This is a genomic window from Enterococcus sp. AZ140 (assembly GCF_051714405.1).
Taxonomy (GTDB): domain Bacteria; phylum Bacillota; class Bacilli; order Lactobacillales; family Enterococcaceae; genus Enterococcus_B; species Enterococcus_B pernyi.
On record NZ_JBIORU010000001.1, the window covers coordinates 1608925 to 1634203 of the forward strand.

Here is a 25279-nt window from a genome sequence, read left to right on the forward strand (position 1 = left end):
TCCTTTGTCAATTTTTTTCAATTCTTTATTTTAAAAGACTCATTCCAACCACACCCACTACATACACCAATGTACCCAAATAGATTGAGCGTTTTTCTAATGATGTCTTCTTCTCTCTCAAAAGAATGATGCTTCCGTAAGTTGCGACAAGTAAACTCATTTGCGAAAAGGCATAAGTAATACCCACACCAAAAGACGCAGACACAGCAAATAACGTCGTGTTAGCGATCACCCAGGAACTACCAGTGAGGATATTTCGAGCGATAGCGTTGACTCTCAATTGTCTGATCTTCTTCATTGAGAGGATCATCCCTCCAACAAACATGCCGATGGATTGAGGTAGAAACACTTGCGGTCCATGAATATCAAAATAACTAGTGATCGTTACATATAGCATCAAAAACGCAGATGAAATGCACAAAAAGACAATCACTTGTTTCGCCACTGCGCTGTTTCCATTGCTTGTCTTAGTCACCAATAGCACACCGACTAAAATGACCGCCAACGCCACGATCGACATCATAGCGACAAAGAAACTCGTCCATTCCAATAAAAAAATTCCTGAAATAAGCGTGATAAAGGCTAATTGTGTCCCGACAGATATGGGCATCGCTTTTGACACTTCAGCCTTTTCTAATGCGCGGAACTGAAAATATTGCCCCACCGCCCAGAATACTCCGGACAAAAAACAAACAATGAATGAAACCGTTTGGTATGTTACTTGCTGAGACAAACTAAATATCAAGCCAAATAGTAAGGCTGCAATGGTGGTGCCAATCAATTGTTCTTCTGACTTGCCCCCCATGATCTTAGATAATATTGGCATCATGCCCCACCCTAATGCTGGGATCAAAGCTAAAAATAAAAGGTGTATCGCCATAATTTCTCCTCTTTCAATTTCACAACTAAAGGGAGACACAAGTAGTCAACTTGCTGTTCCTAAAACCCGCTAAACGGTGTTCCAGAAGCAACTCCTTGAGAATCAACTTGTGCCTCAACGTTTTTTTATTTTGTTAATAAATAGGTGGCTAAGCCATAGCCGCTGATCGTTTTTGTCTCTGTCACTTCTTCTTCCAAGGCATTGATACGTGTGTATTTGAACCCTGAAAAAAGCTTCTCTGGCTCAAGGTAACGCTTTTCTGAGGTTCCATTGACTAATCGAATCACTACACCTTCTGAATAATAAGCATTATGGATCGCACTGACAGCCAATCCTTCTTCCAAATCTAACGAAATTTGCGTATATGTCGTTTCACTCAAAGAAAGTGGTTGGATTCTACTTTGGATCTTATTGTCGATTCGATAAACGAAATAATTCAAATCTTGCAATTGATACGAAATCGACGGTTGTTCTTTTTCTGATTTCCATGTCACTAATGTGTGTTCTGAAATATCAGTTGGCGCCACGCGCACTGAAAAGTCAAAATCGATCCGTTGATTTTCCATTTGAGCAAGCGGTGTCTCCATCATGATGTGCCCTTTTTTCGTCGTATCTCCTGAAGCACGTCCTGGACGATACAGCAAATCTGCTTTCCCTAACGAATCCGTCGTGGCTAATACCGTGACGTATAAGGAGTCATTGATATATTCGTATTCCTTACTTTGTTCGGTATAAAACACTAATGCTTCTTCGGCGCTATACGCGATCACTTGTTTTTCAAAGGGCTCGATATTTACTGGCATCTCAGAGTATTTTTGTTCCCAATCTGTCGTTGACTGATTTGATTTTGCTAAGTATCCAAATTGGATTGCTGAAACGACTTTTTCAATCGACTGATTTAACTTTGTTTTGATTCGGATACGGTGATTTAAAACATTATTTTCAAAAGAAAGCTTGCCTAGGACCTCGCCCTGTTCCGTTAACTTCAATGTCAGCTGGTAAGCGAAGACTTTCGTTGTTTGACCGGCGATACGTTCTAACAATGTATAAGGAAGCTCTAGTTTTCCTTCCAAGATCAGGGTTTCATCATTGCCTTTACATGAATCAAATGTCAAAGAGAATGGGAGATCATTAGGTATAGGCGAATAATCATAAGTATCTCCGGCATTGCTATCGTCCACGATCGTCAAGAAGTCTCTAACCGTTTGATTGCCATCTGAAAAGGTAAGCTGTCCCTCTTCAAAAGTCAAAGAATAGTTCCCTTTTGAGATCCTCGTTCGTGGCATCATACCAGGTAGCTCAGCTGTAGTGTGTTCAACGAAATCGAAGACTTGATAACCTAGTCCATCAAAGGAACAATCAACTGCTACTTGTAAAATATAGTACCCTGGCTCTTCGATAAATCGATTGCCGGCTGGTGTTTCTTCCATGATATTTTGGCGGCTAGGCACATAATCCATCGAGATGACGGCAGAATCATGGCCCAACACTTCGATTTGATTGACTTTTGAGATGAGTTTTACCACTTTTTTTCCTTTGAAAGGTGTAACTGAAGTATTCAAAATCAAGAATTGTTGCTCTGTCAGCTTTAGTCCTTCAGAAATTCTTTTCAATACCAAATTTTCGATACTGTCACAAATTTCTGATACTTCTTTCAAACGGTGGGCGATGTCTTGCGCGACACTATCTGACACACAGCCGGCTAAACTGTCATGTGCTTGGCACTCAAATAATTTTTTCCATGCCTTCATAACTAACCGATTGCTCAAAACGATGCCTAGCTCCTTGGCAATCACGACCATTGGTTCGATTTCAAGTGTCAGTTTATTCTCTAATCTGAAGATCTCACGTTTCAAATCCATCCGGACAGAACCGATCGTCTTATGCACACGGGCAAAAACCGGTGCACGAAACTCTCCTTGATACTCTTCCAGATCCTTTTGACGGACCAAATCCATGAACGCTTGATACGTGCTTGTTTGATAGTTATATTTACCGATTTGATTGATTTTAGCGATTTTCTCTTCTAAAGACGAGATGATCCCTAATTGATCGTTTCCTGTTGGGATCAAGATGTCTGTTTCATCTGCGTAGCTCTTGATAAAATCGATGCCTTTGTCTAAACGACCTTCCACATAATTTTTTGTTGGTTCTAGTTGTTGTTGCGCACCATATCCTTGGGGAAAGTTCACTGCATACAATTCATTCTCTCCGCTTAAACTCTTCCATTTGAAATATGGCGATTGGACATGTTCGCCTAAGTCGATCCCACGCCAAAAAATGATATTGTCAAACCCAGCTTCGTTTAAAATCGTCGGCATTTGTGCGTTGAATCCAAACGTATCTGGAAGATAGCCAATAGGTAGATACTCCCCATATTTTTTACTTTCAAAGACGCCCACCATTGCATTTCTTAAAATAGATTCCCCTGAGGCAAAAAACGCATCCGTTTGTGTGAACCAAGGGCCAATAAATAATTGACCCTTCGCAACTAATTCTTTGATCTCTGGTAATTTCTCTGGATATAGTTCCAAGTAATCATCGAGGATCGAAAGCTGTCCATCTAATACAAAAGTAGCATTAGGCTGTCTTTTCAACTCTTCCAAAACATCTGTAAACAACTGATCACTTAAAACGATGCAATCCATTGAAGTAAAGTACCATTCTCTATCCCAATGTGTATGATTTACAATGTGTATATTTGTCATAGTTATGCTTCCCATTGTTCTTCCCAAGCAGCTTCATCAAATTCTTCAACTGCTGATTCTACTTCTTGTCCAGCATCTTTTGAACGTAGCATGCTAGTTAGGATCGCGATGAACAATGCACCTGTAGCGATCGAAAGTACATAGATCGGCCATTTTTCTACGGTGAACCAGCCATAGAATCCTGAGATCGGTGCAGTGTTCACTGCCCCTAAACCAACTGCCATCGCAGAACCTAAGGCAGAACCAATCATATTGATCGGGATAACTTTCAATGGATTTTCAACGGCAAACGGGATCGCTCCTTCAGAAATACCGACAAGTCCCATGATCACAGCTGATTTCCCAGCTTCTTTTAATTCATTGTTGTATTTGTTTTTCGCAAAGATCGTGGCTAACCCTAATCCGATGGGTGGAATGATGATGGCCACTTGTGCCGCAGTATTTGGTGCATAAACATTACTAGTCAATAGTGCCATTGCTGTTGTCACTGCCGCTTTATTGACTGGTCCACCTAAGTCAAATCCAACCATTGCGCCAACGACTGCTGCCATAACGATGGCATTTCCACCACTTAAACCGTTCAACCATGATTCTAAACCAACGTTCAATGCTGCAAATGGCGTGCCAATCACATAATTGACTAATAGAACGGTGATCAATGTGCCGAATACTGGTACTAGAAATACTGGTACAACGGATGCCATTGATTTTGGTAATTTGATTTTATTTTTGATCAACAAGCACGCATAACCAGCGATCAGACCAGAAACGATGGCGCCTAAAAAGCCTGCATTGATATCTTTCACTAACATCCCACCAACTAAACCAGGAGCAATCCCTAATTTGTCTGAGATCGAATAGGCAATAAAGGCGGAAATCACTGGGAACATCAAACCAAGGGCTGTGCCACCGAAACCATCTAAACTATGCAATAAACGAATGATTGCATTCCCACTCTCGCCATGAGAACCGTCCCAAATATCAACAATCCCGTAAAATGAACCACCCACACGAGAAATGGCCATGATGACCGCTCCAGCGATCACTAACGGTATCATATAAGAAATTCCTGTTAAAACATGATTTTTGATTTCACTTGCTATTTTTTTCATTTACTTTCTCCCCCACTGATTAATTGATTAGTCGATCATTCCTAAAGCTTCTTCGATTACTTTTTCTGCATTCTTGATTGGTGCTGCGACGGGTACTTTTAAGATTGTTTTCCCTTTGAAACGTTCTTCATTTCTCACTTTTGTATCCACTGCAAAAATAACGACTTCGCCAATGTTGCAATCTTTTTCAGTCAATTCATTTTCGATACCTGTTGCTCCTTGTGTTTCCACTTTGATCAAATCTCCACGTTTTGCTGCTGCTTTCTTAAGTGCTTGGGCTGCCATATACGTATGAGCGACCCCTGTAGCACAGGCTGTAACTGCGATAATTTTTCTTTTCATCTCTTTTTCCTCTTTTCGTTTGTTTATTCGCTTAATAGTTTCGCTATTTGTTGTTTATCTGTCTCAGTTTTTAGTTGTGCCGTAATGTCATCATCCATTAATTTCATCGCAATTTCAGATAAGATCCTTAGATGAGTATCCCCTTTTTGTGACTCTGGGATCGCTAATAATATGACTACAAAAACTGGCTCTTCATCTAATGATTGCCAATCGATTGGTTGTTTCAATCTTGTAAAAACAATTGCTGGCTCACTGACTGCTTCACTTTTCCCATGGGGAATGGCAATATTGTTCCCAATGCCTGTCGTCGAATGTTCTTCTCTTTCTAATACAGACTGGATATATGCTTCTTTATTGTTGATTAAGCCGTTATTCGTTAGAATTTCCCCTAATTGACGGATCGTTTCTTCTTTGGTTGTACTCTCCATATCTAAAAAAATATGATCAGAAGGTAGTAAAGTTGCAATGCTCATATTAAAATTCCTCTTTCAAATAGTTTTTGATCTCATTTTTTGTTCCCTTTAGCAAATAGTTTTTTTCACCAGATTCGATGATCTCTAGCATGATATCATAGACTTCTTCCAGCTCTTGCGCTGTTTCATCTTTGATACAGATGAAAAATAAATATTTGACTTTCGTTTCTCCCCACATCAATTCATTAGCTAAACGCAAAAAGACGATGGCTGATTTTTTGACGTATTTAGGGGCCCCGTGTGGTGTCGCAAATTTTCCAAAAGAGGTAAAAGAAAGCTGTTCTCTTTCTAAAGAAGAAGAAATGATTTCTTCTTCCGCATATCCATTATCAATCAATTGCTGTCCAACGAATTGGATCACTTCTTGATAGTCTGTGAATGAATGATCCAAAAAGATCAAGTCATCTTTGATCAACTTCCCAAAGTGATTCGTTGATTTGATTGGTTTATTTTGGGCATTTTTTAAAAATTGCTCGATTTTCTGACGTTCTAATTTGTTGAGAACCGGTGAAACATTGATCGTTGGTATCGTCTCTAGGTTCAAGTTGACAGTCGATATCACCAGATCTTCATCGATCGATGTCTGCATCAACTCTTGGATTGAAAGTATCCTAGAAATTTCGATCTTCTCATAATTTCTACGAAGTCGGGCAGCCAAGAGTTGTGAGGTGCCTTTGCCACTGCTACAAACAAGTAAGACACTGACTTTCTTTTGATGTTTTTCTTCTTTTTGCTCTTTCATTGCTTGGATATGGACAGCAAGAAAAGCGACTTCATCTTCTGGGACGTTGATCACAAAATCTTGGCTTAAGGCATTTGCTAATTGGATGGCTTCTGTAAAAGCCACAGGAAAGCTTTTCTTCACATCTTGTAAAAAAGGATTATGGATCAACAACCCTTTTTTGATACGCAAGACTGCTTCTTTGATGTGCGTAACTAACCCTAAAATGATACTTTCGTTGTAAAGGGTTACATTTTCGTGAATCAATTGTCGAATGTGTTCATCTGTCACTTCATGCATTTGCTTCGTTTGTTCAAGCAATGTATCACCTTCTAAGTGTAAGAGAATATAACGGACTTCAGAAGAAGGTAATGTCAATGAGAAAGTTTTTTCTAATTTTAGAATGAATAAATCAAATGGTTTATTTTCTCTGACTTTTCCGTAGACTTCTTCGCTTTCTAAATAGTTATCTTCTCTTACGCGATCAATCATGATCAACAGATGGAGCAATAATGAATGGTAGGTCGTATCATTCAACCTTATTTGTGCCTCTTTTAGGTATTCCTGCAATAATGTATCAACTAATGTGATGTTCTTCATGTCGATGAACTCATTGACAAAAGGAGGAATGCCTTGGATCGAGTGTAGATATAGCTGGTTCTTTTTGATGATTTTCCAATTACTACCCCAAAAATAGTAGATCAGATCAAATGCTAAGCGTCTTTTTTCTTGCTCTGATAAGTTTAGAAATGAACCTTTACCAGGCAGGCGATCGATGCTAACGTTGAAATGGCGGAAAATCTCATGGACTTGGTTCATATCACCTTCTAATGTCGATTTGCTTATAAATAGTGTATCTTGTAGTTCTTGGCGAGTGAAATAGGTCTTTTTTTTCAAGAGTTCAAAACAGAGGAATTGGATACGTTCTTTTTTAGAAGCTGGAACTGTTACCACAGTCGTTGTATCAAGCTCACGTAAAATCTCTGTTGGATCACCGATGATCGAAACACCGATTCGTGGTTTTCTGATTAGTTCGATCGTTGTATCACGAAAGAATTCATCGATCAATTTTAGTGATTGTGAAACTGTTTTATTCGATAAATTCATGTGTTTCGCTATTTTTGTGACCGTCGTATGTTCGTTCATCAAAATATATTGAATGATTGCTTTTTCTCGTTCCTTGATCATCACACTATCACCTCATCTACATTTCCTATCTTAGCTTGTCTACCGATTTATGAGAACACTTACTTTTACCGTTTTGAATACAGTAAATCATAGGTTTAGTCGCGAACTTGACGATCACCATTCATTTTCTAGTTCTGGTCCTTCGATGAACCATGTAATTGTTTATTAAGTATAGACGAAAAAAATACCTGTCAAAGCTAGAGACTATTAGTAATAGTCTTTTACTTTGACAGGTAATGCTTTCTTCCTCAATCATGCATCAGATTTGGAGTCGCATTTCCTATTATTCATCTTCGGGTAGGCTTTCTGTGGCGAATGCTAAGTGGTGATCGAATAAAGTAATTGTTACTTTCGATTTCGGCATGATCTTCCCTGCTACGATTTCTTTAGCCAATGGCGTTTCTACTTCTTTTGTAATGAATCGTTTCAATGGGCGTGCGCCATATGCAGGCTCGTACGCATTTTCTGCAATCCATGTTTTTGCTTCGTCACTGATTTCCAAAATGATTTCTTGACTTTCTAAACGATGTGCCAAATGAGAAATCATCTTGTCAACGATCCCTTTGACATTGTTTAGACTTAATGGCGTAAAGAGGATCGTGTCATCAATACGATTCAAGAATTCTGGTTTAAAATGACCACGAAGGATCGTTCGCACTTGTTCTTCGACTTCTTCTGGAATCGTTCCTTCTGGGGTGACACCTTCCAACAATAATTGAGAACCGATATTGCTTGTCATGATCATCACCGTGTTTTTAAAGTCAACGAGACGACCTTTTGAATCCGTCAAACGGCCATCGTCTAATACTTGTAATAAAATATTGAAGACATCTGGATGTGCCTTTTCAATTTCATCGAGCAAAACGATCGTATATGGGTTTCGTCGCACAGCCTCTGTTAGCTGTCCACCTTCTTCGTAGCCAATGTAACCTGGAGGCGCACCAACTAAACGAGAAACGGCATGTTTTTCCATGTATTCACTCATATCGATCCGCACCATATGCTCTTCAGAATCAAACAAGTTTTCTGCTAAAGCTTTTGCTAGTTCGGTTTTACCGACACCCGTTGGTCCTAAGAATAAGAATGAACCCAATGGTCGGTTTGGATCTTGTAATCCCGCACGAGAACGAATGACCGCATCACTTACTGCGTCTACCGCTTCATCTTGCCCAATGACACGTTTATGAAGCGTTTCATTCAACTTGATTAGTTTTTCGCGTTCACCTTCCACGAGTTTCGTTACTGGAATCCCTGTTAAACGGCCAACAACTTGAGCAATTTCATTTTCAGTGACAGATTCTTGTACCATCTTGATGTCACTGTCTTTTGTTTTTGCTTCAAGTTCTGCTAATTCTTTCTCTAATTGTGGAATCGTTCCATGACGCAAAACAGCGGCACGCTCAAGATCATAATTGTTTTCTGCGTCTTCTAATTCATGTTTTGCCTTATCGATTTCTGCACGTTTAGAAGAAACGGTATTTACTTCTTCTTTTTCAGTTTCCCACTGCATCTTCATCGCATTGGCTTCTTCTCGAAGATCGGCTAGTTCTTCTTGTAAGTTCTTCAAACGTTTTTTACTTGCATCATCAGATTCTTTCTTTAATGCTGCTTCTTCGATCTCCAACTGCATCAAGCGACGAGTCACTTGATCTAATTCCGTTGGCATGGAGTTCATTTCCACTCGGATCGTAGCACTTGCTTCATCGATCAAATCAATGGCTTTATCAGGTAAAAAGCGGTCTGTGATATAGCGATCGGATAATGTAGCTGCCGCAACCAAAGCATTGTCATGGATATTGACGCTATGGTGGATCTCAAAACGCTCTTTCAATCCTCGAAGAATACTGATCGTATCTTCAACAGTTGGTTCCTTCACTAATACTTTTTGGAAACGGCGCTCTAACGCTTTGTCCTTTTCCATGTATTGTCGGTATTCATCTAAAGTAGTCGCACCGATCAAATGAAGTTCCCCACGAGCTAACATCGGTTTAAGCAAGTTACCGGCATCCATACTACCTTCCGTTTTTCCTGCACCGACGATGTTGTGGATCTCATCGATGAACAAGATGATCCGTCCATCGCTTTTCTTCACTTCTTTCAAGACTGCTTTTAAGCGTTCTTCAAACTCTCCACGGAATTTTGCTCCAGCAATCAAGGCACCCATATCTAAAGAAAAAATGGTTTTATCTTTTAAGTTTTCTGGTACATCTTTGCGAACGATACGTTGCGCTAATCCTTCAACGATCGCTGTTTTACCAACACCAGGTTCCCCGATCAACACAGGGTTGTTTTTAGTTTTACGCGACAAGATCCGGATCACATCACGAATCTCTTCATCTCGGCCAATGATCGGGTCCATTTTGCCACTACGAACTTGTTGGACGAGATCGACACCATATTTTTCTAACGCTTTATATTGTTCTTCTTGATTTTTTGAGGTCACACGCTCTCCTCCCCGCATGTCTTCGATATTTTTACGCAATTCTTTTTCATTCAGTCCCTGTTTTGTCAAATAAACAGTCAGTGGATAATTTTTTAATTTCATTAAAGCTAATAGCACGATCTCAGTGGATAAGAATTCATCACCAAAACTTTCTCTCAATTGATCCGCTTCATTCAATAAATGGAAAAGATTTTGACTAAGATTTTGTCCGTATTGGACATTGCTGCCTGAGACTGTTGGGTAATCATCTAACACACGATCGATCTCTTGTTCAAACGCATCTGCATCGATACCTGCATCTGTATATAGATTACGGCCAAAATGATTTGGCTGTAAAAAGATCTTCCATAAATGAACGATGTCGATTTCTTGATGTTTTCTTGTCATCGCTACTTGTTGTGCTTCTGCAATCGCTTCTTGGAGCGTAGTTGTCATTTTTTCACTATTCATATATTTCCCTCCTGTAGTAGAAGTTGTTTGGTCAAAGTCAACTATAACTTTCTCTAACGTCTATAACATCCGTCTAAAGTCTCGTTTTCTTTAACCTTTACATGAATATTATACTCATTTGGTCAGTTTTGGTCAAAGATTATACTCACAATTATTAAAAAAATTTGAGACAGAAGTTACACTCAATTTTATCTGTCACACTTTACCAAATAAACGGCAAAAAAAAAGAAACCTCTATAAAATAAGGGCAACAACCACAAACATTTATAGAACGATTCCGTGGTTGTTACCCTTAATTCTAGAGGTTGATTCTATTCCGACCTAGAGGTATTTATTTCTGATGATTGCTTAGCACAAACTAGTTGATTCATCGAAATCTGGTCATGATGATTGCTTTTGATGAGCGAGGGCTGAAATAAAGTGACTGATATTTTTATATGAATCATTTAAACCAATTCCGCCTTTTTTAGGCATTTTGATTATGTTGATCTTTTCAGTGTAAATGGCAAAGGCAGGATTTTCTTCAGACATCGCTGCAACACTGGGAATTCCTTGTTCGCTGAAGGCCAAGGCTAATTGGGCTACCATCATGCCAAAATTAGCATAATGCATCGCGGGTCCACAGAGAACAGCATCTGCACCAAATTTTTTGGCAAATCCTACAAATTTTTTATTCACCTCTTCTTGGTGATCAAGATAATACTGATCACCACAATATAATGTAGCAACGATTTCTGTATCGTGTTCTTGAAAAAGTGGATTTAAGGTACGCCCAGGTCCAAGAGCTGTTTTTTTGCCACCAGGAGATAGCTGGGCATTTTCATCACTGCCCAAGCCTGCAGTCAAATGATTGAGAATCAAGACTATTTTTTTCATTGCTACGACCTCTTTTCTTATAAATCATCAAAGTCGAATTCGTCAAAATCGATTTCTTCTTCTTCCTGTACCGCCTCTGCTTCTTCTTTTAAGTACTGATTATCTAGCACTTTGATAAAAGGATAATAAATAGCCATCCCTAGTAGGATCAAGAGGGCTTGCAAAATAGATGCCTGCCAACCACTAACTAAGAAACCAGAAATGATCGGTGGCGTTGTCCATGGTAGTTGAATACCATTCGTATAATTTACTAATCCTAAATCCATACAAAAATAGGAAATGATGATATTGATCGTGGGTACAAGTGCAAATGGAATCAGTAAGACTGGATTTAAAACAATTGGTAAACCAAAAATAATCGGTTCATTGATTCCAAAAATCCCTGGTACTAGTGACAATTGCGACAGTTTTTTCACTCGTTGGCTTTTGCATACTAGAATCATGACTAGAATCAATGAAAGCGTAGATCCCCCACCACCAAAAGTAGCAAACATATCTTGGAATTGACCTGTGATGATATTTGGTATATCTACGCCATTTTTGAAGGCATCTAAATTTTCAACGGATAGTGCTCGTAAAATCGGATTGAATACTGCTCCAACCACACTCGAACCGTTGATACCGAAAAACCAAAAAAAGTGCAAGAATAAGTAGGCTATGATCATCGCGCCTAGAGTATTTCCTAAGCTAAGTAAAGGAGTTTGTAGGAACTTAAATAGTATTTCTTGTAAATTACCATATGAGGTTAGATTGGCTAACCAATTGACAATCATAAAAAGAGTAACAATCACAAAACTTGGGATCAACGCTTCAAAGGATTGTACGACGGTTGGTGGCACACCTTCTGGCATTTTGATCGTCCAACCTTTACGTAATAAAGCGACAAACAATCGGGTAGCAACCAAAGCCACGACCATCCTAAGAACAGGCCACTAGAGCCCATCCAACGTAAGGGCAAGCTTCCTACTTCATAGACTTCAGTGGAGCCTTCTGGTGTAAACAGGGTTGTAAAAGGGGTCACGATAAAAAAAGCGACCAATGAAATAATTGCCGCTTGCATGGCATCTACTTTAAATTGTTTTGCCAGACTATAGCCAATACCCCCAACCGCTAAAATCGTCATAATATCAAAACTTGCCGTGGCAGGCATATTCAACATCGTTGCCCAGTTATCTCCGAGAATACGGCTCATCGTTTCATTCCAATTAGGAATTGGAAAATTAGTCAAAACTAAAAAGAGCGATCCTACGATCAATAAGGGTGTTGATAGCAAAAAACCATCACGAATCGCAATCAAATACTTATTTTCACCGATTGTTTTCGCCATTGGTGTTAACACACGTTCTAACCAATCCAAAAATTTTTGCATGTTTCTTCCTCCCATCCAGCTGCTTTATTTTTGTTTGAGGACATAATTCTTCGATCGAAAATCTCATTTTGTCACTCTACTTTGTCGCTTTTGATTTTTTGATCAAACCCAAGACATCTTTCAACGCTTTTTCCCCGTCCATCATGCCATATGTTTCTGGAGCAATCGTGCCAACAGGAATCCCCATTGGGTCAAACGTTTCTTTCATTTTACTCGCTAAATGACGGACTTGAGGCCCTAATAAAATAGCCACAGGTTTTTCTTGTGCGACTTTTTCTTCCGCATGAATTGCAGGAAAAGCGGCAATTTCTAATGGCATTTTGTGTTTTCTGACGACGTCCATCATTTTATTGACCATAATACTGGTTGACATTCCTGCTTCACAAAACAAATAAATTTTTTTAGTTGCCATATCTATTCCTCCATTTTATTCTTGTTAACCGTTTGTTCGATTGCACCTTTAGATGGGTGCTTTGATACGTGCTTCATAGGCATCAAGCCATTCTTGCGTGATTGGTGTGATCACTGTCGACTGATCCGGACCAGGATTTGCCATGAAAATTGCTGGTTCTTGGGTCATCGTTGCCACACTAAATGTAAATTCAACGTTCGTCGCTACCCCCCATTCGCCATATTTATCTAATGCTATTAAAGAGAACGCCCCCGCTTTGCCATAACGTTTGCGCAATCGCTCATCAAATCCATAAACGGCTCGATCACAAGCCACTTGTGGCGTACATCCATTCCCCATCAATCGAACGATTTCATAAGAGAGACAGCCCTTCATAAGATCTTCCCCTAAGCCTGTGGCTGCTGCACCGCCAATCGTACTATCCACATAAAATCCCGAACCAGATAATGGCGAATCTCCTACACGTCCATGTTTTTTCATAAACAAACCGGAACTGGATGTTCCTACTGCCATCTGTTGTTGCGTATCGAGCGCGACAACTCCGACCGTATCATGGCCATCGTAAGGATCTAAATTCAACGTGGCGATTTCTTTTACTCGTTGTTCCCAGATTTTTTTTGCACGTGGGGTCAACATATTCTTTCGTTCAAAACCAGAGAGCATCGCATACTCTGTTGCTCCTTGTCCTACCCGAAAACTATTGAATTTTTCATCACTCAACTGCCGAGCAACAGAAATCGGATTGGCTACATCAGTAATTCCGGCTACTGCACCAATCTTAAATGTTTCCCCATCCATAAAAGCAGCATCCATTTCCACGATTCCTTTTTCATTTGGTAATCCACCATAACCGACGGATTTATAAAATGGATAATCTTCTACTGCTTTGATCGCCGTTTCCACAGCATCTTTACATGAAAACTGTGCTTCTAATTGTTGTTTAGCGGCCAAGACACCTTCATGTGCCATGCGCCAGGTTGCAATTATTCCCCACATTTCTTTCCCTCCATCACCTATCATTTGTAGCGCTTTCAAGTATATTCTATATGGTATATACTATTATGTCTATACTAAAAAACGAGTTTCTTTTTAAAACTCATCGTTTTATTAGAAACTCGTTTTACATGAAATTTATTTTTCAATTGTTTGTACTATCTGAATTTTTTATTCTGTTAATGCTTGGAGGCTGCGCATGTAGATTTCTAAATTTGTTCTTAAATCTGCGGAATCCATATATTCATTCGCCGTATGGGCAATCCCTTTTTGCCCTGGAAATGAAGGGCCAAATGCTAAGATATTCGGCATTTTACGCGCATACGTGGCGCCTGTTGTTGTCACTGGTTTAGGATCATTACCGGTGACTTGATGATAGATCGTTGACAGTGTATCGATTTTTTTTGACTCTTCTGTCCGACAAAATCCAGGAATACTACGAACGACTTCTAAATCAACACCTAAAGGCAATTGGTTTTTCAAACGTGACACGACTTGTTTTTCTGATACGGTCACCGGGTAACGTAAAGCAATTTCTAATAGCAAGCCTTCTGGAGACTTTTGCAGCACAACAGGTGTCAAAATCAACTTGCCTGAATCTTCGTCTTCAAACGCTAAATCGATCCCTTCTCCAAAATGTTTTTGATGAAAGCTTTGACAAATCCAGCGGAAATGACCCTGTGCAACTGGCGGGATCATTCGTTCTTCAGCTAGTTTTGTCGCCAAGATCGTGATAGCATTTTCTCCTAACTCAGGCGCGTTACTTGGTGCTCGTTTACCACTGGCGCTTATTTCTTTTTTGGCAATTCTCACGTTCAGTTGGTCTGGAACATGATCACGGAACTGGTCCCCTTCGAATCGACTGATTTGTTGATGTTCCTCTTCAGGTAAAGTAAAGTGGAGGACAACATTTACGATACCACGTTCGCCATAGACCACAGGATATTTACAATCGGGCGTGAAACCAAATGACGGTGGTTTTTCCTCGGCTAAGTAATGAGAAATATCTGACATGCCACTTTCTTCATCCGTTCCAAAGATGATCCGCAGATTCTTTTTTGGCTGGTGACCTAGGTCTTTTAATAGTTTCATGCCATACAGACAACACATGATAGGTCCTTTGTTGTCTAATATTCCTCGACCATAAAAACGATCCTTTTTCTCACTGAGATCAAACGGCGGAAACTCCCATCCTTGACCAGCAGGGACGACATCGAGATGTCCCAGAACCCCGATATACTCACTTCCTTCATTTCCCCACTGGGCATAGCCGATCGCATCATCGATTACTTTTGTTTGGAACCCATATCCGGCACTTTTGTCCATGACCAAAGAAAGAACCGAGCGTGCTTCTATACCAAAGGGTGCTCCTGGTCCAGCTTCTGATTTAACACTAGGAACTTGCATGACTTGTTTGAGTAAATCCAGAAAATCCAGCCAATTCTCTTCGATTGCTGTGTTGATTTGATCCATTTTTCACCTCTTATTTTTGACGTATCAATGTATTCTTAAACGTATATTGATCTGCACGATAAAAAGACGTGTCGAACAATATCGGTTTAGCAGAAGGAGAATAAGTCATCGAATGGACGAGAAGCATTGGATCATCTTCTGATACATGCAATAACTTGGCAATATCTGGCGGACTTATGACTGCTTCAACTTCTTGATGCGCGTAGCCAATCTCAATGTTTTCTTCAATTATTTCATACAGTGAAGATGCCAGCTGAGCTTGAGGGATCTCACCACTTTCATTTTGCAAATAACGTTTTAGTATATAGAGGTTTTCTACTGTCATTGGTTCATCATCAAAGTAACGTAAACGAGACAGATAAACCATGGCTTCATTTCCATAGTCAGCGAACATCTGGCGAATCTTCAGCGGTACTTCTTTTACGATCTCAACTTGTAATACTTCTGTCCGTGTCTTTTTTCCTTGAGCCTTGGCAGTTTCAGTAAAACTTTGTAAGCCACCGGAACCGCTTTGGATCTTCGGTTGCTTCATAACATAAGTTCCTTTTCCTCTTTCTTTCACTAAAATATTTTGACTGATCAAAAGATCAATTGCTTTGCGCACCGTCAGTCGACTACATTGAAATTCTTCCGCTAAATCATAATCTGAAGGTAACTTTTGACTGGTCACGTAAGTTCCATCATTGACTCGTTGTGCAATTTTTTCAGCTATATCTTGGAAAACCGCTTGTTTTTTCACTTTATTACCTACTTTCTAACTACGTATCATTCATCATACGGTCGATTCGTTTCTGAGTTAAGAAGCCAAACGTCTAAAAGCTTAACTGTCAAAAATAAAAATTTTACTTCTAAAGCTTTTCACCCTATTCGTATGATGAGAAAAAAACCCGCTTAATGAAATCCGAGTCTTATATTTATTCAACATAAAGTATATACCATTAAGTATAGACTTTCATCAATAAAAACGGTTATTTGGCTTTTAAAAAGAATCGGCTTTGTTTGATCTATCTTTCCCTACGTAATTGAGACTGTCTTGGTGGATACGTGGTATTTGAATCTAGCTTGTTATAAACAAAAAAGAATCAATCTAAGCCATTTTCAGCTCAGACTGATTCTCTATCAAGTTGTATATAGTTGAACTTACCCACGAAGCTTTTCAAAACAATTAGATTTTCCCCTTCGTGCGTTTTTTCTCTGCCTTTACTTCATGGATCTCTTGACGTAAGATATTCCGTCTTTCTGCGATCACATAGAAAAAGCCATAAATGAATGGCAAGATGAACGAGCCAAAACGGTAAAGCAGTAAGGAAGAAACAGCATCCACCGTTCCAACTACAGGTCGAAAGAGCAATAGATAAACAAACTCAAACGAACCAATACCTGCGGGGGTTGGTAACACGCCTGACAAAACCACAGCAAAACTAATAAATGAGAATGTTAAAAGAAAATCAAGATGTGGATGATTTTCTACTAAAAACAGATAAGGCATCACATACCAACAGAGTAGTTTTAGCAGATTCCAACAATAGATCCTGATCAATGCGGTACGGTCTTGAATGATCGTTTGCACTGTTTCTCTCAATGAATAGATCTGACTGTTACACGTATCCACCCAGTTGCGTAAACGTTCACTTTTGAATAAGCGATTGGAGACTTTGACAAAAAACACTTGTAGATTCAAACTGACAGATATTGTCACAAGAAATAAAATGATCAAAGCTGTCAAGATGATACCGGCAATGATGAACCAGATCATATTTGGCGCATTTTCGTAAAACAAAGAAAATTGAACAATCAAGCCAATGACTGCATAAGTGATCACCGCTAATTTATACATGATCATATGCAAGGCAGTGACTCCTGCTCCTTGAGAAAACTTCATCCCTTTTTTATTGTAAAAATAAATTTCTGAGATCAGTGTCCCCGTTCCAAATGAAACGATCCGATAAAAGGCAATATAACAAGACGTCCAGAACCCATCACTTGTACTGAAAGATTTGGAAAACGGCTTGGCGATCTCTTTGATTGAGCGACCTTCTACAATTTGATAAAGTGTACCGAAAAAAAACATCGCCAGAAGCACTTGGACACTTGTTGAAAGCAACTCTTTGAAAATATCCGCAAAAGATTGGTTGATCAAATAATAAATAATAGCGAGAATAATAGTCAATAATAATAGATTAATGATGATTTTGATTTTTGTTCCTTTAGTAGACATGTACGACTCCTTAATGGAAAAAATAGATCAAGACGAGATCAATCATGATTCCTAACATGAAAACGATCGTGAACTTCTTTTTTTTAGTTTTGTGACGGAATATGCGTTGTGCGAACAAACCGCCCAAACCACCGCCTAACAAGCTAACAAACAACAAATTACTTTCTGGTACGCGCCAAGCGCCTTTTTTTGCCTGACGTTTATCATAGCCCATCAAGCCAAATAGATAAACATTTACAATGAACAAGTAAAACCACAAGGGATTATGCATCAATACTTCCATCGACTTCCTCCATTTATTGATCTTTTTCTTTTGGTACGTAGATCGCTATACCTTTTGGAATGACTTTCAATTCGATCGGCAAGTCATCGGTAGTGTCACCATCAGTTCGAGTCGTCACTTTCTTTTCTCTTGCCTGGATATTGACTTGACTAGCTGTCAGATATTTGATGCCAGGAACAGAATAGATCTTTCCTTTGATCATACGTGGGAGATAAAAAGCAAACCGGAAAAAATCTAATGAAGGAACGATAGTGATATGGAACTTACCATCATCTGGTGCAGCAGAATCATCGAAACCAGTAAAGCCACCTACTGAGTTAGACATCGTGATCGTCAACAACTGTGCTTTTCCTTGCCAATGAACATCTTCAGTTTTGATATCCAAATGATATTTTTTCTTTTTCATCAATAATTTCACGAAACGCTTGATAAAGATCCATGAACCATATTTTTGCTTTTCTTTTTGACTGATCCACACCGCTGTGTCTGCTAATATGCCAATAGTCAAAGTAGAAATAACTACTTTATCGTTCACTTTCCCGTAGTCGATTTTGCGGATCGATTCCTCTAACATCATTGCTGCGGCTTCTTCTTTCTCAAAAGGAATGCCTAACACTTTCGCTAAGTTATTGATCGTTCCACCAGGTAATAAGCCAACATGGTAATGGTCTAATTCATCTTGGAATGCTTGGATGATATGGTGGATCGTGCCATCACCACCAATGATGACTAGTGTATCTACCTCATGTTCTTTTGCTTTTTCTCTCAATGTTTCATCTTTGATCGACGGTCCAGTTTCCGTTAGATAAACCTCTAGTTCTGGTCGGTGTTTTGCGACGTACTCCTTGAACCATTCTGCTAATTGTTCCCCTTCATCCTTTCCTGAACTTTTGTTATAAAATACCAGTAACTTCTTCATAAACCGTATTCCTCCTACTTTCCTGCAAAAAACAAAGGGAGTGGATGCGAAATAAACGCTCACCCTCCCCCATGAACAGTGATTCGAGCACTGACTAAAATAGCCTCGAATCAATCATATGTCAATGCAGTGTAGCAATCAACCAATAATGTGAGATTATTGGTTGAAATTTAATCTTTTTTATCAATGAAACGGATCAATTACACCTGCGTATTCAACTCCGCGATTTTAACAATGACATCTGCCGCTTTTTCCATGACTTGTAGGGACACAAATTCAAAACGTCCGTGCATGTTTTCGCCACCTGCAAATAGATTTGGTGTTGGTATCCCCAGATAAGAGATTTTTGAGCCATCTGTCCCACCACGTACCGGTTCGATCACTGGCTTGATGTCTAGTTCGATCATTGCTTTTTCAGCTAGATCAACGATACTCATATCCTTTTCGATGATTTCACGCATATTGTAGTATTGATCATACATTTCTACTTGGATACGTTCTTGGTCAAATTGTTGGTTCATTTTTTCTTGAATGCTTGTGATCATTGCTTTTCTCGCTTCAAATGACTCACGTTTATGGTCACGAATGATATAACTCATCTTCGCCTCTTCTGGACTACCATTCAATGCCATCAAATGGAAGAATCCTTCATAACCATCTGTTTTTTCAGGAACTTCATCAGCTGGTAATTCATTGTGGAAGTCGATCGCTAATTGTAAAGCATTGATCATTGTATTCTTCGCTGTACCAGGATGGACATTTTTCCCTTGGATCGTGATGTTGGCTTGCGCTGCACTAAAGGTTTCGTATTGCAACTCTCCTAAAGGACCGCCGTCGATCGTATAAGCAAAATCAACATTGAACTGTTCTACATCAAACTTATCAGCACCCACACCGATTTCTTCATCTGGACCAAAAGCGACTTTGATCTCACCGTGAGGGATCGAAGGATTTTTTAGCAAGATTTCCATAGCTGTCATGATTTCTGCAATACCCGCTTTGTCATCTGCACCTAGTAATGTGGTACCATCAGTTGTGATCAACGTATGGCCATCATAATTTTTTAAATTAGGGAAATCTTTGACATTCAACGTGAAGCGTCCTTCTTTATCTAGAACGATCGTTGATTCCCCGTCATAGTTTTCGATGATTTGAGGATTTACGCCTACTGCATTGAAATCCGCTGTATCCATGTGAGCAATAAAACCAATCGAACGTACGTCATGATCGATATTACTAGGTAGTGTAGCAATCACAAAACCGTTTTCTGTATTATATGTTACATCAGACAAGCCTAGGTCTTCTAATTCTCTTTTCAAAACTTGCGCAAACTCTACTTGCGTTTGCGTAGATGGCGTAGTCTGACTTGTTGGATCGGATTGTGTTTCCGTTTTGACATATCTTAAAAATCGCGGTAATAAGTTCTCGTACATAAATGACTCTCCTTTTTATTTAAATTCAAATGGATTGGTTGATGTTTCTGAAACAAAAAAGTCAACCGACCAATTCTCTTCCTCTTTCCAGATCTCGAACTTCTCTACAAATTTTTCTTTGCATAATGATTCGATATAGTGTCCCGGATCGATCGCAGCTAATCCTGCGCTTTGCATATCTTGTGCTGTATGGAAATAAATGTCGCCAGTGATATAGACATCTGCTCCTTGCGCCAAGGCTGCGGGATAAAACTTCTCACCACTCCCGCCACAGATAGCGACACGTTTGATCATTTTTTGTGGATTTGTCGTGGGGCGAACCACACGTAACCCTTCCAATTGAAAGACTTCTTTCACATGCGCGGCAAAATCATCCAAACTCTGTTCTTTCGCTAGTTCTCCAATACGACCTAATCCCCAAGTTTTGACTGGTGCCTCGATCGGAAACAAATCAAATGCCGGTTCTTCGTAAGGATGTGCGGCAAACATCGCTTGTAAGACTTCCTTTTCTATATTTTCTGGGAAGATCACTTCGACTTTGGCTTCTTGGACTTGTTCCCCACGGCCGACTTCACCAATTGTTGGATTCGCCCCAGCTTTTGGACGGAATCGACCTTGGCCAATCGAGGTAAAACTTGTACTATCATACTCTCCTTGTTCTCCGGCACCCGCTTTTGCCAAAGCAGCTCTTAAACGCGGAGCATCCTCCACTGGAAGATAACTGATCAATTTTTTGTAGCCACGTTCATGTGTTTGAACAAGATGACCTGTGACCTCAATTCCTAATTGCTCACAAAACCAATCGTTCAACCCATCTTCAATGATATCCATGTTTGTGTGGGCTGCATAGACTGCAATATCATGCTTCAACAAATCAGCGTACATTTTTTCTTGTGGAGAATCAGTGATCAAGCGTTTGACTGGTCTAAAAATCGGCGGATGTTTTGCAATCAAAAGATCGATCTTTTTCTCAATGGCTTCTGCCACCACTTCTGGGCGGACATCTAAAGTCATCATCACACGTTGGATCGGTTTGTCCAAGGTGCCGATGTGCAACCCAACTGGATCGCCTTCTTCCGCTAACCATTGCGGGCAATAGCTTTCAAATTTTTTGATGAAATCTTGTGCTTTAATGGACATGTCATAAAACCTCCTTGATCCATTCCACCTCTTGTTGGATTGTCTCATATCTGTTTTGTTCACTCGCATTTTTTAATTGCTCTAAGATCACTTCACGTTGTTTAAGCTCACGTTGCCATTTTGCCGAAAAAGCAGCGTTTTTCTCTTCGAGTAAGAATGGCCCAAACATCAGCTCTTTTTCAGAATAGTCGATGGGCTGTTCTTTCTTTTCAGCTACGATGATCTCATAGATTTTTTTGTTTTCTTCAATGATTTCTTCTGCAATGATCTGATAGTTATTTTCTTTCAGCCACGTTCTTAACGTTTTTTCGCCAATATTGGGCTGTAGAATCAAACGTTCTTCTCCCGATAAGCGCTGGTTTTGCCGACCAGATTCTAAGATGTCACGAATCAAAGAGCCTCCCATGCCAGCAATCGTGATCGCGCTGATGTGATCGTCCTTTTCGATGGCATCTAATCCATTGGCCAAGCGTACCTCGATTCGCTCAGACAGTCCATTTTTCATCACCTGTCGTTTTGCCGATTCAAAAGGTCCTTTCACGACTTCTCCAGCTATAGCAAAGTCGATTTTCCCTTTTAGCATCAATGCGACGGGTAAGTACGCATGATCTGAACCGATATCTGCTAAACGAGCAGCTTCCGGTACAAAACGTCCGACAGTTTCAAGACGTTTCGATAACTCTGTGTGATTCATTTTTCCACTCCTTAACTACTGAATGTTTGGATGTCATCCAATTTGTCATGACTTTGGACAAACACTTACTTATTATAGTTATACTACTTATTTCCACTTTTATGATAACTAATGTTCTTATCCCTATCATAACATTAGTTTATGTTCCATAGAAAAAAGAACTGGGAAAATATCCCAGTCTTTTTTTTACAAGTAATCAAAAGATTTCGATTGATTCTTTTTTTATTGGGCAGTGATCTCAATGATCGAATTTCCAGGAACTTGTGGAGGGATCGACATCGTCATGACCGCCATTTCTACCAATTTAAATTCGATCTTTTCTCCTTCTTTCAAGGAATCGACACCACCAGTGATTTGATCCACTGAAGCATTCAAGATCACTCCATCATTGCTGAAGGAGGTACCGATATTTGCTGGATCTTCTATTTCTTCTACATCTTTGACGGTGATTTGGTATACATCACCTTCCGCTTCGCCGAAGCTTTCGATCGTACCTGTAAACACACTTTGCTTTTGTTCGGTAGAACTATCTGTTTCCACTGTCGATTCTGCATTGATCGAATCGATTGAACCTGTACTTCCTTCTTCGTTGCCACAGCCTGCCAATGCAAACAAGAGACCGGCAGCAACTAGACCAGTTAAAATAGCTTTCATCATACATCCTCCGTGTAATTTCTTGCGTTACTGCTTTGATGATTCCATCCGGTTATTTCTTCAAGTCCATGGATTCGTTTCATCTTAACTTTGTTCATTTTATGAATTTTTATTGAAAAGGTGAAAAACAGTGACAGTTGAGTAGATACTCCAACCTGTTTCTGTAAAAATCATTTAATGGCATTAGCCATTTCGGCGATTTCGGCCTGTCATTTCGATTTCTTTTGTCAAATAGCGGATTCGTTCCATGATCCGTTTGGCTTTCAACGGTTCCTCATCGCCTCGTTGTGTCACCGTCAAATGCTGTTCTAATTCGTTCATCGTGAAGTTTGAAGAAAAGAACGTCGGCAATTGTTCTTGCATTCGATACTGTAAGATGACGCCAAATACTTCATCACGGATCCAACTACTCATCGCATCCGCTCCAATATCATCGATCATCAAGATCGGCGATTTCTTCACCGCATCTAACTTTTCAGCCACTTGGTCTTTGCCGATGGCTTGCTTCATTTCAACAGCAAATGTTGGGAAATGGACCAACGTTGTCGTGAATCCTTTGATTGCCAGTTCTTTTGCTGTTGCTCCTAACAGATAGGTTTTGCCGATACCAAAACTTCCGACCAAGTATAACCCTTTGTGGAAGCTTTTAGGATCAGCCGAATATTGTTCGACGAAGTCTAATGCTTCTAAACTTGCATAACCACGTCCATCTGTTCGTTCGAAATTTTCGAAAGAGGCAGACTGGATATCTTTTGGCATATCCATTGCTTTCACACGACTCTTGATCTCTTCTTGTTTTTGACGAGCTAAGAGTGCTTCCGTCGGCACGTAAGTCACATCGACATAGTGGAAATTCAATGTCAATTTTGGTTCATATCCGGGAGCGATCATGGTTGGATCGTTCGTTTGATATTTTCTTTTTTCTTGGACATACTCATAGAGTTTGGCATAACTTTTTTCGATATCCGCTTGCGTCAATCGGTCTTGATGGGCTGACAGAAAGGCTTGAACATCCGCATCATTCAAAACTTCAGCAATCATCTCGGAATACTTTTCTTGGTAGTTGCGTTTACTGATGATTTTCTTCAGTTCTTTTCCCACATCTTCCATTAGCTCTCACCTTCCTTTTTAGCCAGATACTCTTTGAAGCGACGATCGATCTCGGCTTTTTTCTCTGTACTGATTTGCGTTTCGTCTTTTGGTTGATTGACCCAATCAGGCAATTTTTCTCGCCTTACATTTCGGCGATAATTTGACGTGTTGTTTTGTTTTGACGCTTTCGGTTGTTTCGCTTTCGTACTCAATGTATGGAGATGTTCAATCGCTTCTTCTGGCGTACTGATTTTTTTTTGCGCCCACTCATTAGCGATCGTATTCACGAAGCTCGCATTTAAGCTCGCATGGTTTTTTATGACTAACACATAGTTGATCAAAATGTTGATGACACTGCTAGTCAGACCGGATTGGGTGACCAAATCTTGCAACAACCAGTTTTCCTGTTTGGAAACATACCCGCCTTTTTCTTTTTTTATTGCTTCGAGATAACGCATCGGTGGGGTTTGTCGTGCAACTTGGATCAATTGTTGTGCAGCACTAGGCAACGCCTGATTGACAGGGACACCTGTTTCAGCAGACTGATCGGTAACCAGAGTGTTGCTCGATTGTCGCAACGTATTCTGCTGTTGCTGCCGTAACAAGACGATCCGTTGGAGTTCTTTTAAAGATACTTCTTCTGTCGTAAAATCAAATGACTGTAGAATCAACTCTCCTAAAGTCAGTTCATCGAAGCCGTAGAGTTGTTGGTATGTTTTCGCTTGTTGCAGAACTGGTTCTGTCAACTGATTGATGTGTTGTTTCTTCAACCAATCGATTAAAAACGTCCAGTCAAACGAGTCTGAATCTGCTAACAATGATTTGGGTTCAACAGGTGTGAATTTTTGCTGAATCGATTCCACTTGTTCTTGGTTTGCTGCATAGACTGTTTCATTGAACCGATAGACTTCCAAAAACTTCTTAGTGATTTTTTGATAGCCTTCATACGAAAGATTTTTTGGCTTAAATAATTCCGTCAATTGGTTGAATCGACGTTCGCCAACTTTTTCTAAAAGTAAAAAAGAAAGTAACGTATCATTGAAAAACGTAGGAACGTCCATCGGTTCTAACAACTCATAAAGAAAACAATCACCCAAATTTTCATCTTTTTTGAAATAGACTTCTAAAAGACCGATTCCTTCTAATTTTTTTCGTGCCTCATAAAATTGCGGTAATCCACAACTTAGACTACTCAATAAATCGGCGTGTAATCCTTCAGGACCTACGCCAGTTTCTAGCGAGATCTCCGAATACAACGTCAAGTAAAGACTCAACGCTTCTCCCCCGATCAATGGTTGGTAAAGGGATAACAAGGCAGACTTTCCTTCTTCTTTTAAAGGACTGCTCTTTCTTCCTTGGTAAATATTTTTCGGTTGTAATTCTTTCCACGCATTTTCCAAGGAATG

Annotated in this window: 21 protein-coding genes and 1 pseudogene; all 22 read right to left on the reverse strand. The window is 39.7% G+C overall.

What is annotated here, in order from left to right:
* Positions 1 to 25: 25 nt before the first annotated feature.
* Complete coding sequence (locus IGJ39_RS07540; RefSeq protein WP_195476105.1) at positions 26 to 880, reverse strand: GRP family sugar transporter; 855 nt, start codon at positions 878 to 880, stop codon at positions 26 to 28.
* A 125-nt stretch (positions 881 to 1005) separates the two neighbouring features.
* Positions 1006 to 3588 carry an alpha-mannosidase gene (locus IGJ39_RS07545; protein ID WP_195339436.1) on the reverse strand — a complete coding sequence of 861 codons (2583 nt, stop codon included), beginning with the start codon at positions 3586 to 3588 and terminating at the stop codon, positions 1006 to 1008.
* 2 nt (positions 3589 to 3590) lie between these two features.
* Complete coding sequence (locus IGJ39_RS07550) at positions 3591 to 4700, reverse strand: PTS fructose transporter subunit IIC (protein WP_066025081.1); 1110 nt, start codon at positions 4698 to 4700, stop codon at positions 3591 to 3593.
* A 27-nt stretch (positions 4701 to 4727) separates the two neighbouring features.
* A complete protein-coding gene (locus IGJ39_RS07555; protein WP_010735334.1) occupies positions 4728 to 5042 on the reverse strand; it encodes a PTS fructose transporter subunit IIB in 315 nt (104 codons plus the stop codon).
* A gap of 23 nt (positions 5043 to 5065) precedes the next feature.
* Complete coding sequence (locus IGJ39_RS07560) at positions 5066 to 5515, reverse strand: PTS sugar transporter subunit IIA (RefSeq protein WP_195339437.1); 450 nt, start codon at positions 5513 to 5515, stop codon at positions 5066 to 5068.
* A gap of 1 nt (position 5516) precedes the next feature.
* Positions 5517 to 7424: a BglG family transcription antiterminator gene (locus IGJ39_RS07565; RefSeq protein WP_438764401.1), complete on the reverse strand. Its 1908-nt coding sequence runs from the start codon at positions 7422 to 7424 to the stop codon at positions 5517 to 5519.
* 283 nt (positions 7425 to 7707) lie between these two features.
* Positions 7708 to 10317 carry an ATP-dependent chaperone ClpB gene (gene clpB, locus IGJ39_RS07570; protein WP_195339439.1) on the reverse strand — a complete coding sequence of 870 codons (2610 nt, stop codon included), beginning with the start codon at positions 10315 to 10317 and terminating at the stop codon, positions 7708 to 7710.
* Between the two features lie 381 nt (positions 10318 to 10698).
* Positions 10699 to 11193 (reverse strand): GrdB-related putative oxidoreductase, encoded by a 495-nt coding sequence (locus IGJ39_RS07575; protein ID WP_019724506.1) that lies wholly within the window; start codon positions 11191 to 11193, stop codon positions 10699 to 10701.
* Positions 11194 to 11210: 17 nt separating this feature from the next.
* Positions 11211 to 12562 (reverse strand): annotated as a pseudogene (gene celB / locus IGJ39_RS07580) (PTS cellobiose transporter subunit IIC).
* A 76-nt stretch (positions 12563 to 12638) separates the two neighbouring features.
* A complete protein-coding gene (locus IGJ39_RS07585; RefSeq protein WP_019724643.1) occupies positions 12639 to 12974 on the reverse strand; it encodes a PTS sugar transporter subunit IIB in 336 nt (111 codons plus the stop codon).
* A gap of 48 nt (positions 12975 to 13022) precedes the next feature.
* Positions 13023 to 13970 carry a N(4)-(beta-N-acetylglucosaminyl)-L-asparaginase gene (locus IGJ39_RS07590; protein WP_019722663.1) on the reverse strand — a complete coding sequence of 316 codons (948 nt, stop codon included), beginning with the start codon at positions 13968 to 13970 and terminating at the stop codon, positions 13023 to 13025.
* A 168-nt stretch (positions 13971 to 14138) separates the two neighbouring features.
* Positions 14139 to 15440 carry a Sapep family Mn(2+)-dependent dipeptidase gene (locus IGJ39_RS07595; RefSeq protein WP_019722662.1) on the reverse strand — a complete coding sequence of 434 codons (1302 nt, stop codon included), beginning with the start codon at positions 15438 to 15440 and terminating at the stop codon, positions 14139 to 14141.
* Positions 15441 to 15450: 10 nt separating this feature from the next.
* Positions 15451 to 16179 carry a GntR family transcriptional regulator, LSA1692 subfamily gene (locus IGJ39_RS07600; protein ID WP_019722661.1) on the reverse strand — a complete coding sequence of 243 codons (729 nt, stop codon included), beginning with the start codon at positions 16177 to 16179 and terminating at the stop codon, positions 15451 to 15453.
* Between the two features lie 426 nt (positions 16180 to 16605).
* A complete protein-coding gene (locus IGJ39_RS07605) occupies positions 16606 to 17658 on the reverse strand; it encodes a lysylphosphatidylglycerol synthase transmembrane domain-containing protein (RefSeq protein ID WP_019722660.1) in 1053 nt (350 codons plus the stop codon).
* A 10-nt stretch (positions 17659 to 17668) separates the two neighbouring features.
* Positions 17669 to 17941, reverse strand: a complete 273-nt coding sequence (locus IGJ39_RS07610) for a DUF1294 domain-containing protein (protein WP_010735321.1) — start codon at positions 17939 to 17941, stop codon at positions 17669 to 17671.
* 13 nt (positions 17942 to 17954) lie between these two features.
* A complete protein-coding gene (locus IGJ39_RS07615) occupies positions 17955 to 18860 on the reverse strand; it encodes a diacylglycerol/lipid kinase family protein (protein WP_019722659.1) in 906 nt (301 codons plus the stop codon).
* A 200-nt stretch (positions 18861 to 19060) separates the two neighbouring features.
* Entirely contained in the window at positions 19061 to 20293 is a 1233-nt protein-coding gene (gene pepT, locus IGJ39_RS07620; protein ID WP_019722658.1) for a peptidase T, read from the reverse strand.
* 15 nt (positions 20294 to 20308) lie between these two features.
* Entirely contained in the window at positions 20309 to 21433 is a 1125-nt protein-coding gene (locus tag IGJ39_RS07625; RefSeq protein WP_019722657.1) for a Nif3-like dinuclear metal center hexameric protein, read from the reverse strand.
* Position 21434: 1 nt separating this feature from the next.
* Positions 21435 to 22127: a tRNA (adenine(22)-N(1))-methyltransferase gene (locus tag IGJ39_RS07630; protein WP_019722656.1), complete on the reverse strand. Its 693-nt coding sequence runs from the start codon at positions 22125 to 22127 to the stop codon at positions 21435 to 21437.
* 222 nt (positions 22128 to 22349) lie between these two features.
* The gene (locus IGJ39_RS07635) at positions 22350 to 22781 is read right to left on the reverse strand and encodes a hypothetical protein (protein WP_010735316.1); all 432 of its coding nucleotides are present in this window, start codon (positions 22779 to 22781) and stop codon (positions 22350 to 22352) included.
* Positions 22782 to 22964: 183 nt separating this feature from the next.
* Positions 22965 to 23891 (reverse strand): primosomal protein DnaI, encoded by a 927-nt coding sequence (gene dnaI, locus IGJ39_RS07640; protein ID WP_010735315.1) that lies wholly within the window; start codon positions 23889 to 23891, stop codon positions 22965 to 22967.
* Entirely contained in the window at positions 23891 to 25273 is a 1383-nt protein-coding gene (locus tag IGJ39_RS07645; protein ID WP_019722655.1) for a replication initiation and membrane attachment family protein, read from the reverse strand. Before IGJ39_RS07645 ends, dnaI begins: the two co-directional genes overlap by 1 nt.
* Positions 25274 to 25279 lie beyond the last annotated feature (6 nt).

Excerpts from the sequence above, each read along its gene's own strand:
- IGJ39_RS07540 (WP_195476105.1), bottom strand. The coding sequence starts at position 880 with ATGGCGATACACCTTTTATTTTTAGCTTTGATCCCAGCATTAGGGTGG.
- IGJ39_RS07545 (WP_195339436.1), bottom strand. The coding sequence starts at position 3,588 with ATGACAAATATACACATTGTAAATCATACACATTGGGATAGAGAATGG.
- IGJ39_RS07550 (WP_066025081.1), bottom strand. The coding sequence starts at position 4,700 with ATGAAAAAAATAGCAAGTGAAATCAAAAATCATGTTTTAACAGGAATT.
- IGJ39_RS07555 (WP_010735334.1), bottom strand. The coding sequence starts at position 5,042 with ATGAAAAGAAAAATTATCGCAGTTACAGCCTGTGCTACAGGGGTCGCT.
- IGJ39_RS07560 (WP_195339437.1), bottom strand. The coding sequence starts at position 5,515 with ATGAGCATTGCAACTTTACTACCTTCTGATCATATTTTTTTAGATATG.
- IGJ39_RS07565 (WP_438764401.1), bottom strand. The coding sequence starts at position 7,424 with ATGATCAAGGAACGAGAAAAAGCAATCATTCAATATATTTTGATGAAC.
- clpB (WP_195339439.1), bottom strand. The coding sequence starts at position 10,317 with ATGAATAGTGAAAAAATGACAACTACGCTCCAAGAAGCGATTGCAGAA.
- IGJ39_RS07575 (WP_019724506.1), bottom strand. The coding sequence starts at position 11,193 with ATGAAAAAAATAGTCTTGATTCTCAATCATTTGACTGCAGGCTTGGGC.
- IGJ39_RS07585 (WP_019724643.1), bottom strand. The coding sequence starts at position 12,974 with ATGGCAACTAAAAAAATTTATTTGTTTTGTGAAGCAGGAATGTCAACC.
- IGJ39_RS07590 (WP_019722663.1), bottom strand. The coding sequence starts at position 13,970 with ATGTGGGGAATAATTGCAACCTGGCGCATGGCACATGAAGGTGTCTTG.
- IGJ39_RS07595 (WP_019722662.1), bottom strand. The coding sequence starts at position 15,440 with ATGGATCAAATCAACACAGCAATCGAAGAGAATTGGCTGGATTTTCTG.
- IGJ39_RS07605 (WP_019722660.1), bottom strand. The coding sequence starts at position 17,658 with ATGTCTACTAAAGGAACAAAAATCAAAATCATCATTAATCTATTATTA.
- IGJ39_RS07610 (WP_010735321.1), bottom strand. The coding sequence starts at position 17,941 with ATGGAAGTATTGATGCATAATCCCTTGTGGTTTTACTTGTTCATTGTA.
- IGJ39_RS07615 (WP_019722659.1), bottom strand. The coding sequence starts at position 18,860 with ATGAAGAAGTTACTGGTATTTTATAACAAAAGTTCAGGAAAGGATGAA.
- pepT (WP_019722658.1), bottom strand. The coding sequence starts at position 20,293 with ATGTACGAGAACTTATTACCGCGATTTTTAAGATATGTCAAAACGGAA.
- IGJ39_RS07625 (WP_019722657.1), bottom strand. The coding sequence starts at position 21,433 with ATGTCCATTAAAGCACAAGATTTCATCAAAAAATTTGAAAGCTATTGC.
- IGJ39_RS07630 (WP_019722656.1), bottom strand. The coding sequence starts at position 22,127 with ATGAATCACACAGAGTTATCGAAACGTCTTGAAACTGTCGGACGTTTT.
- IGJ39_RS07635 (WP_010735316.1), bottom strand. The coding sequence starts at position 22,781 with ATGAAAGCTATTTTAACTGGTCTAGTTGCTGCCGGTCTCTTGTTTGCA.
- dnaI (WP_010735315.1), bottom strand. The coding sequence starts at position 23,891 with ATGGAAGATGTGGGAAAAGAACTGAAGAAAATCATCAGTAAACGCAAC.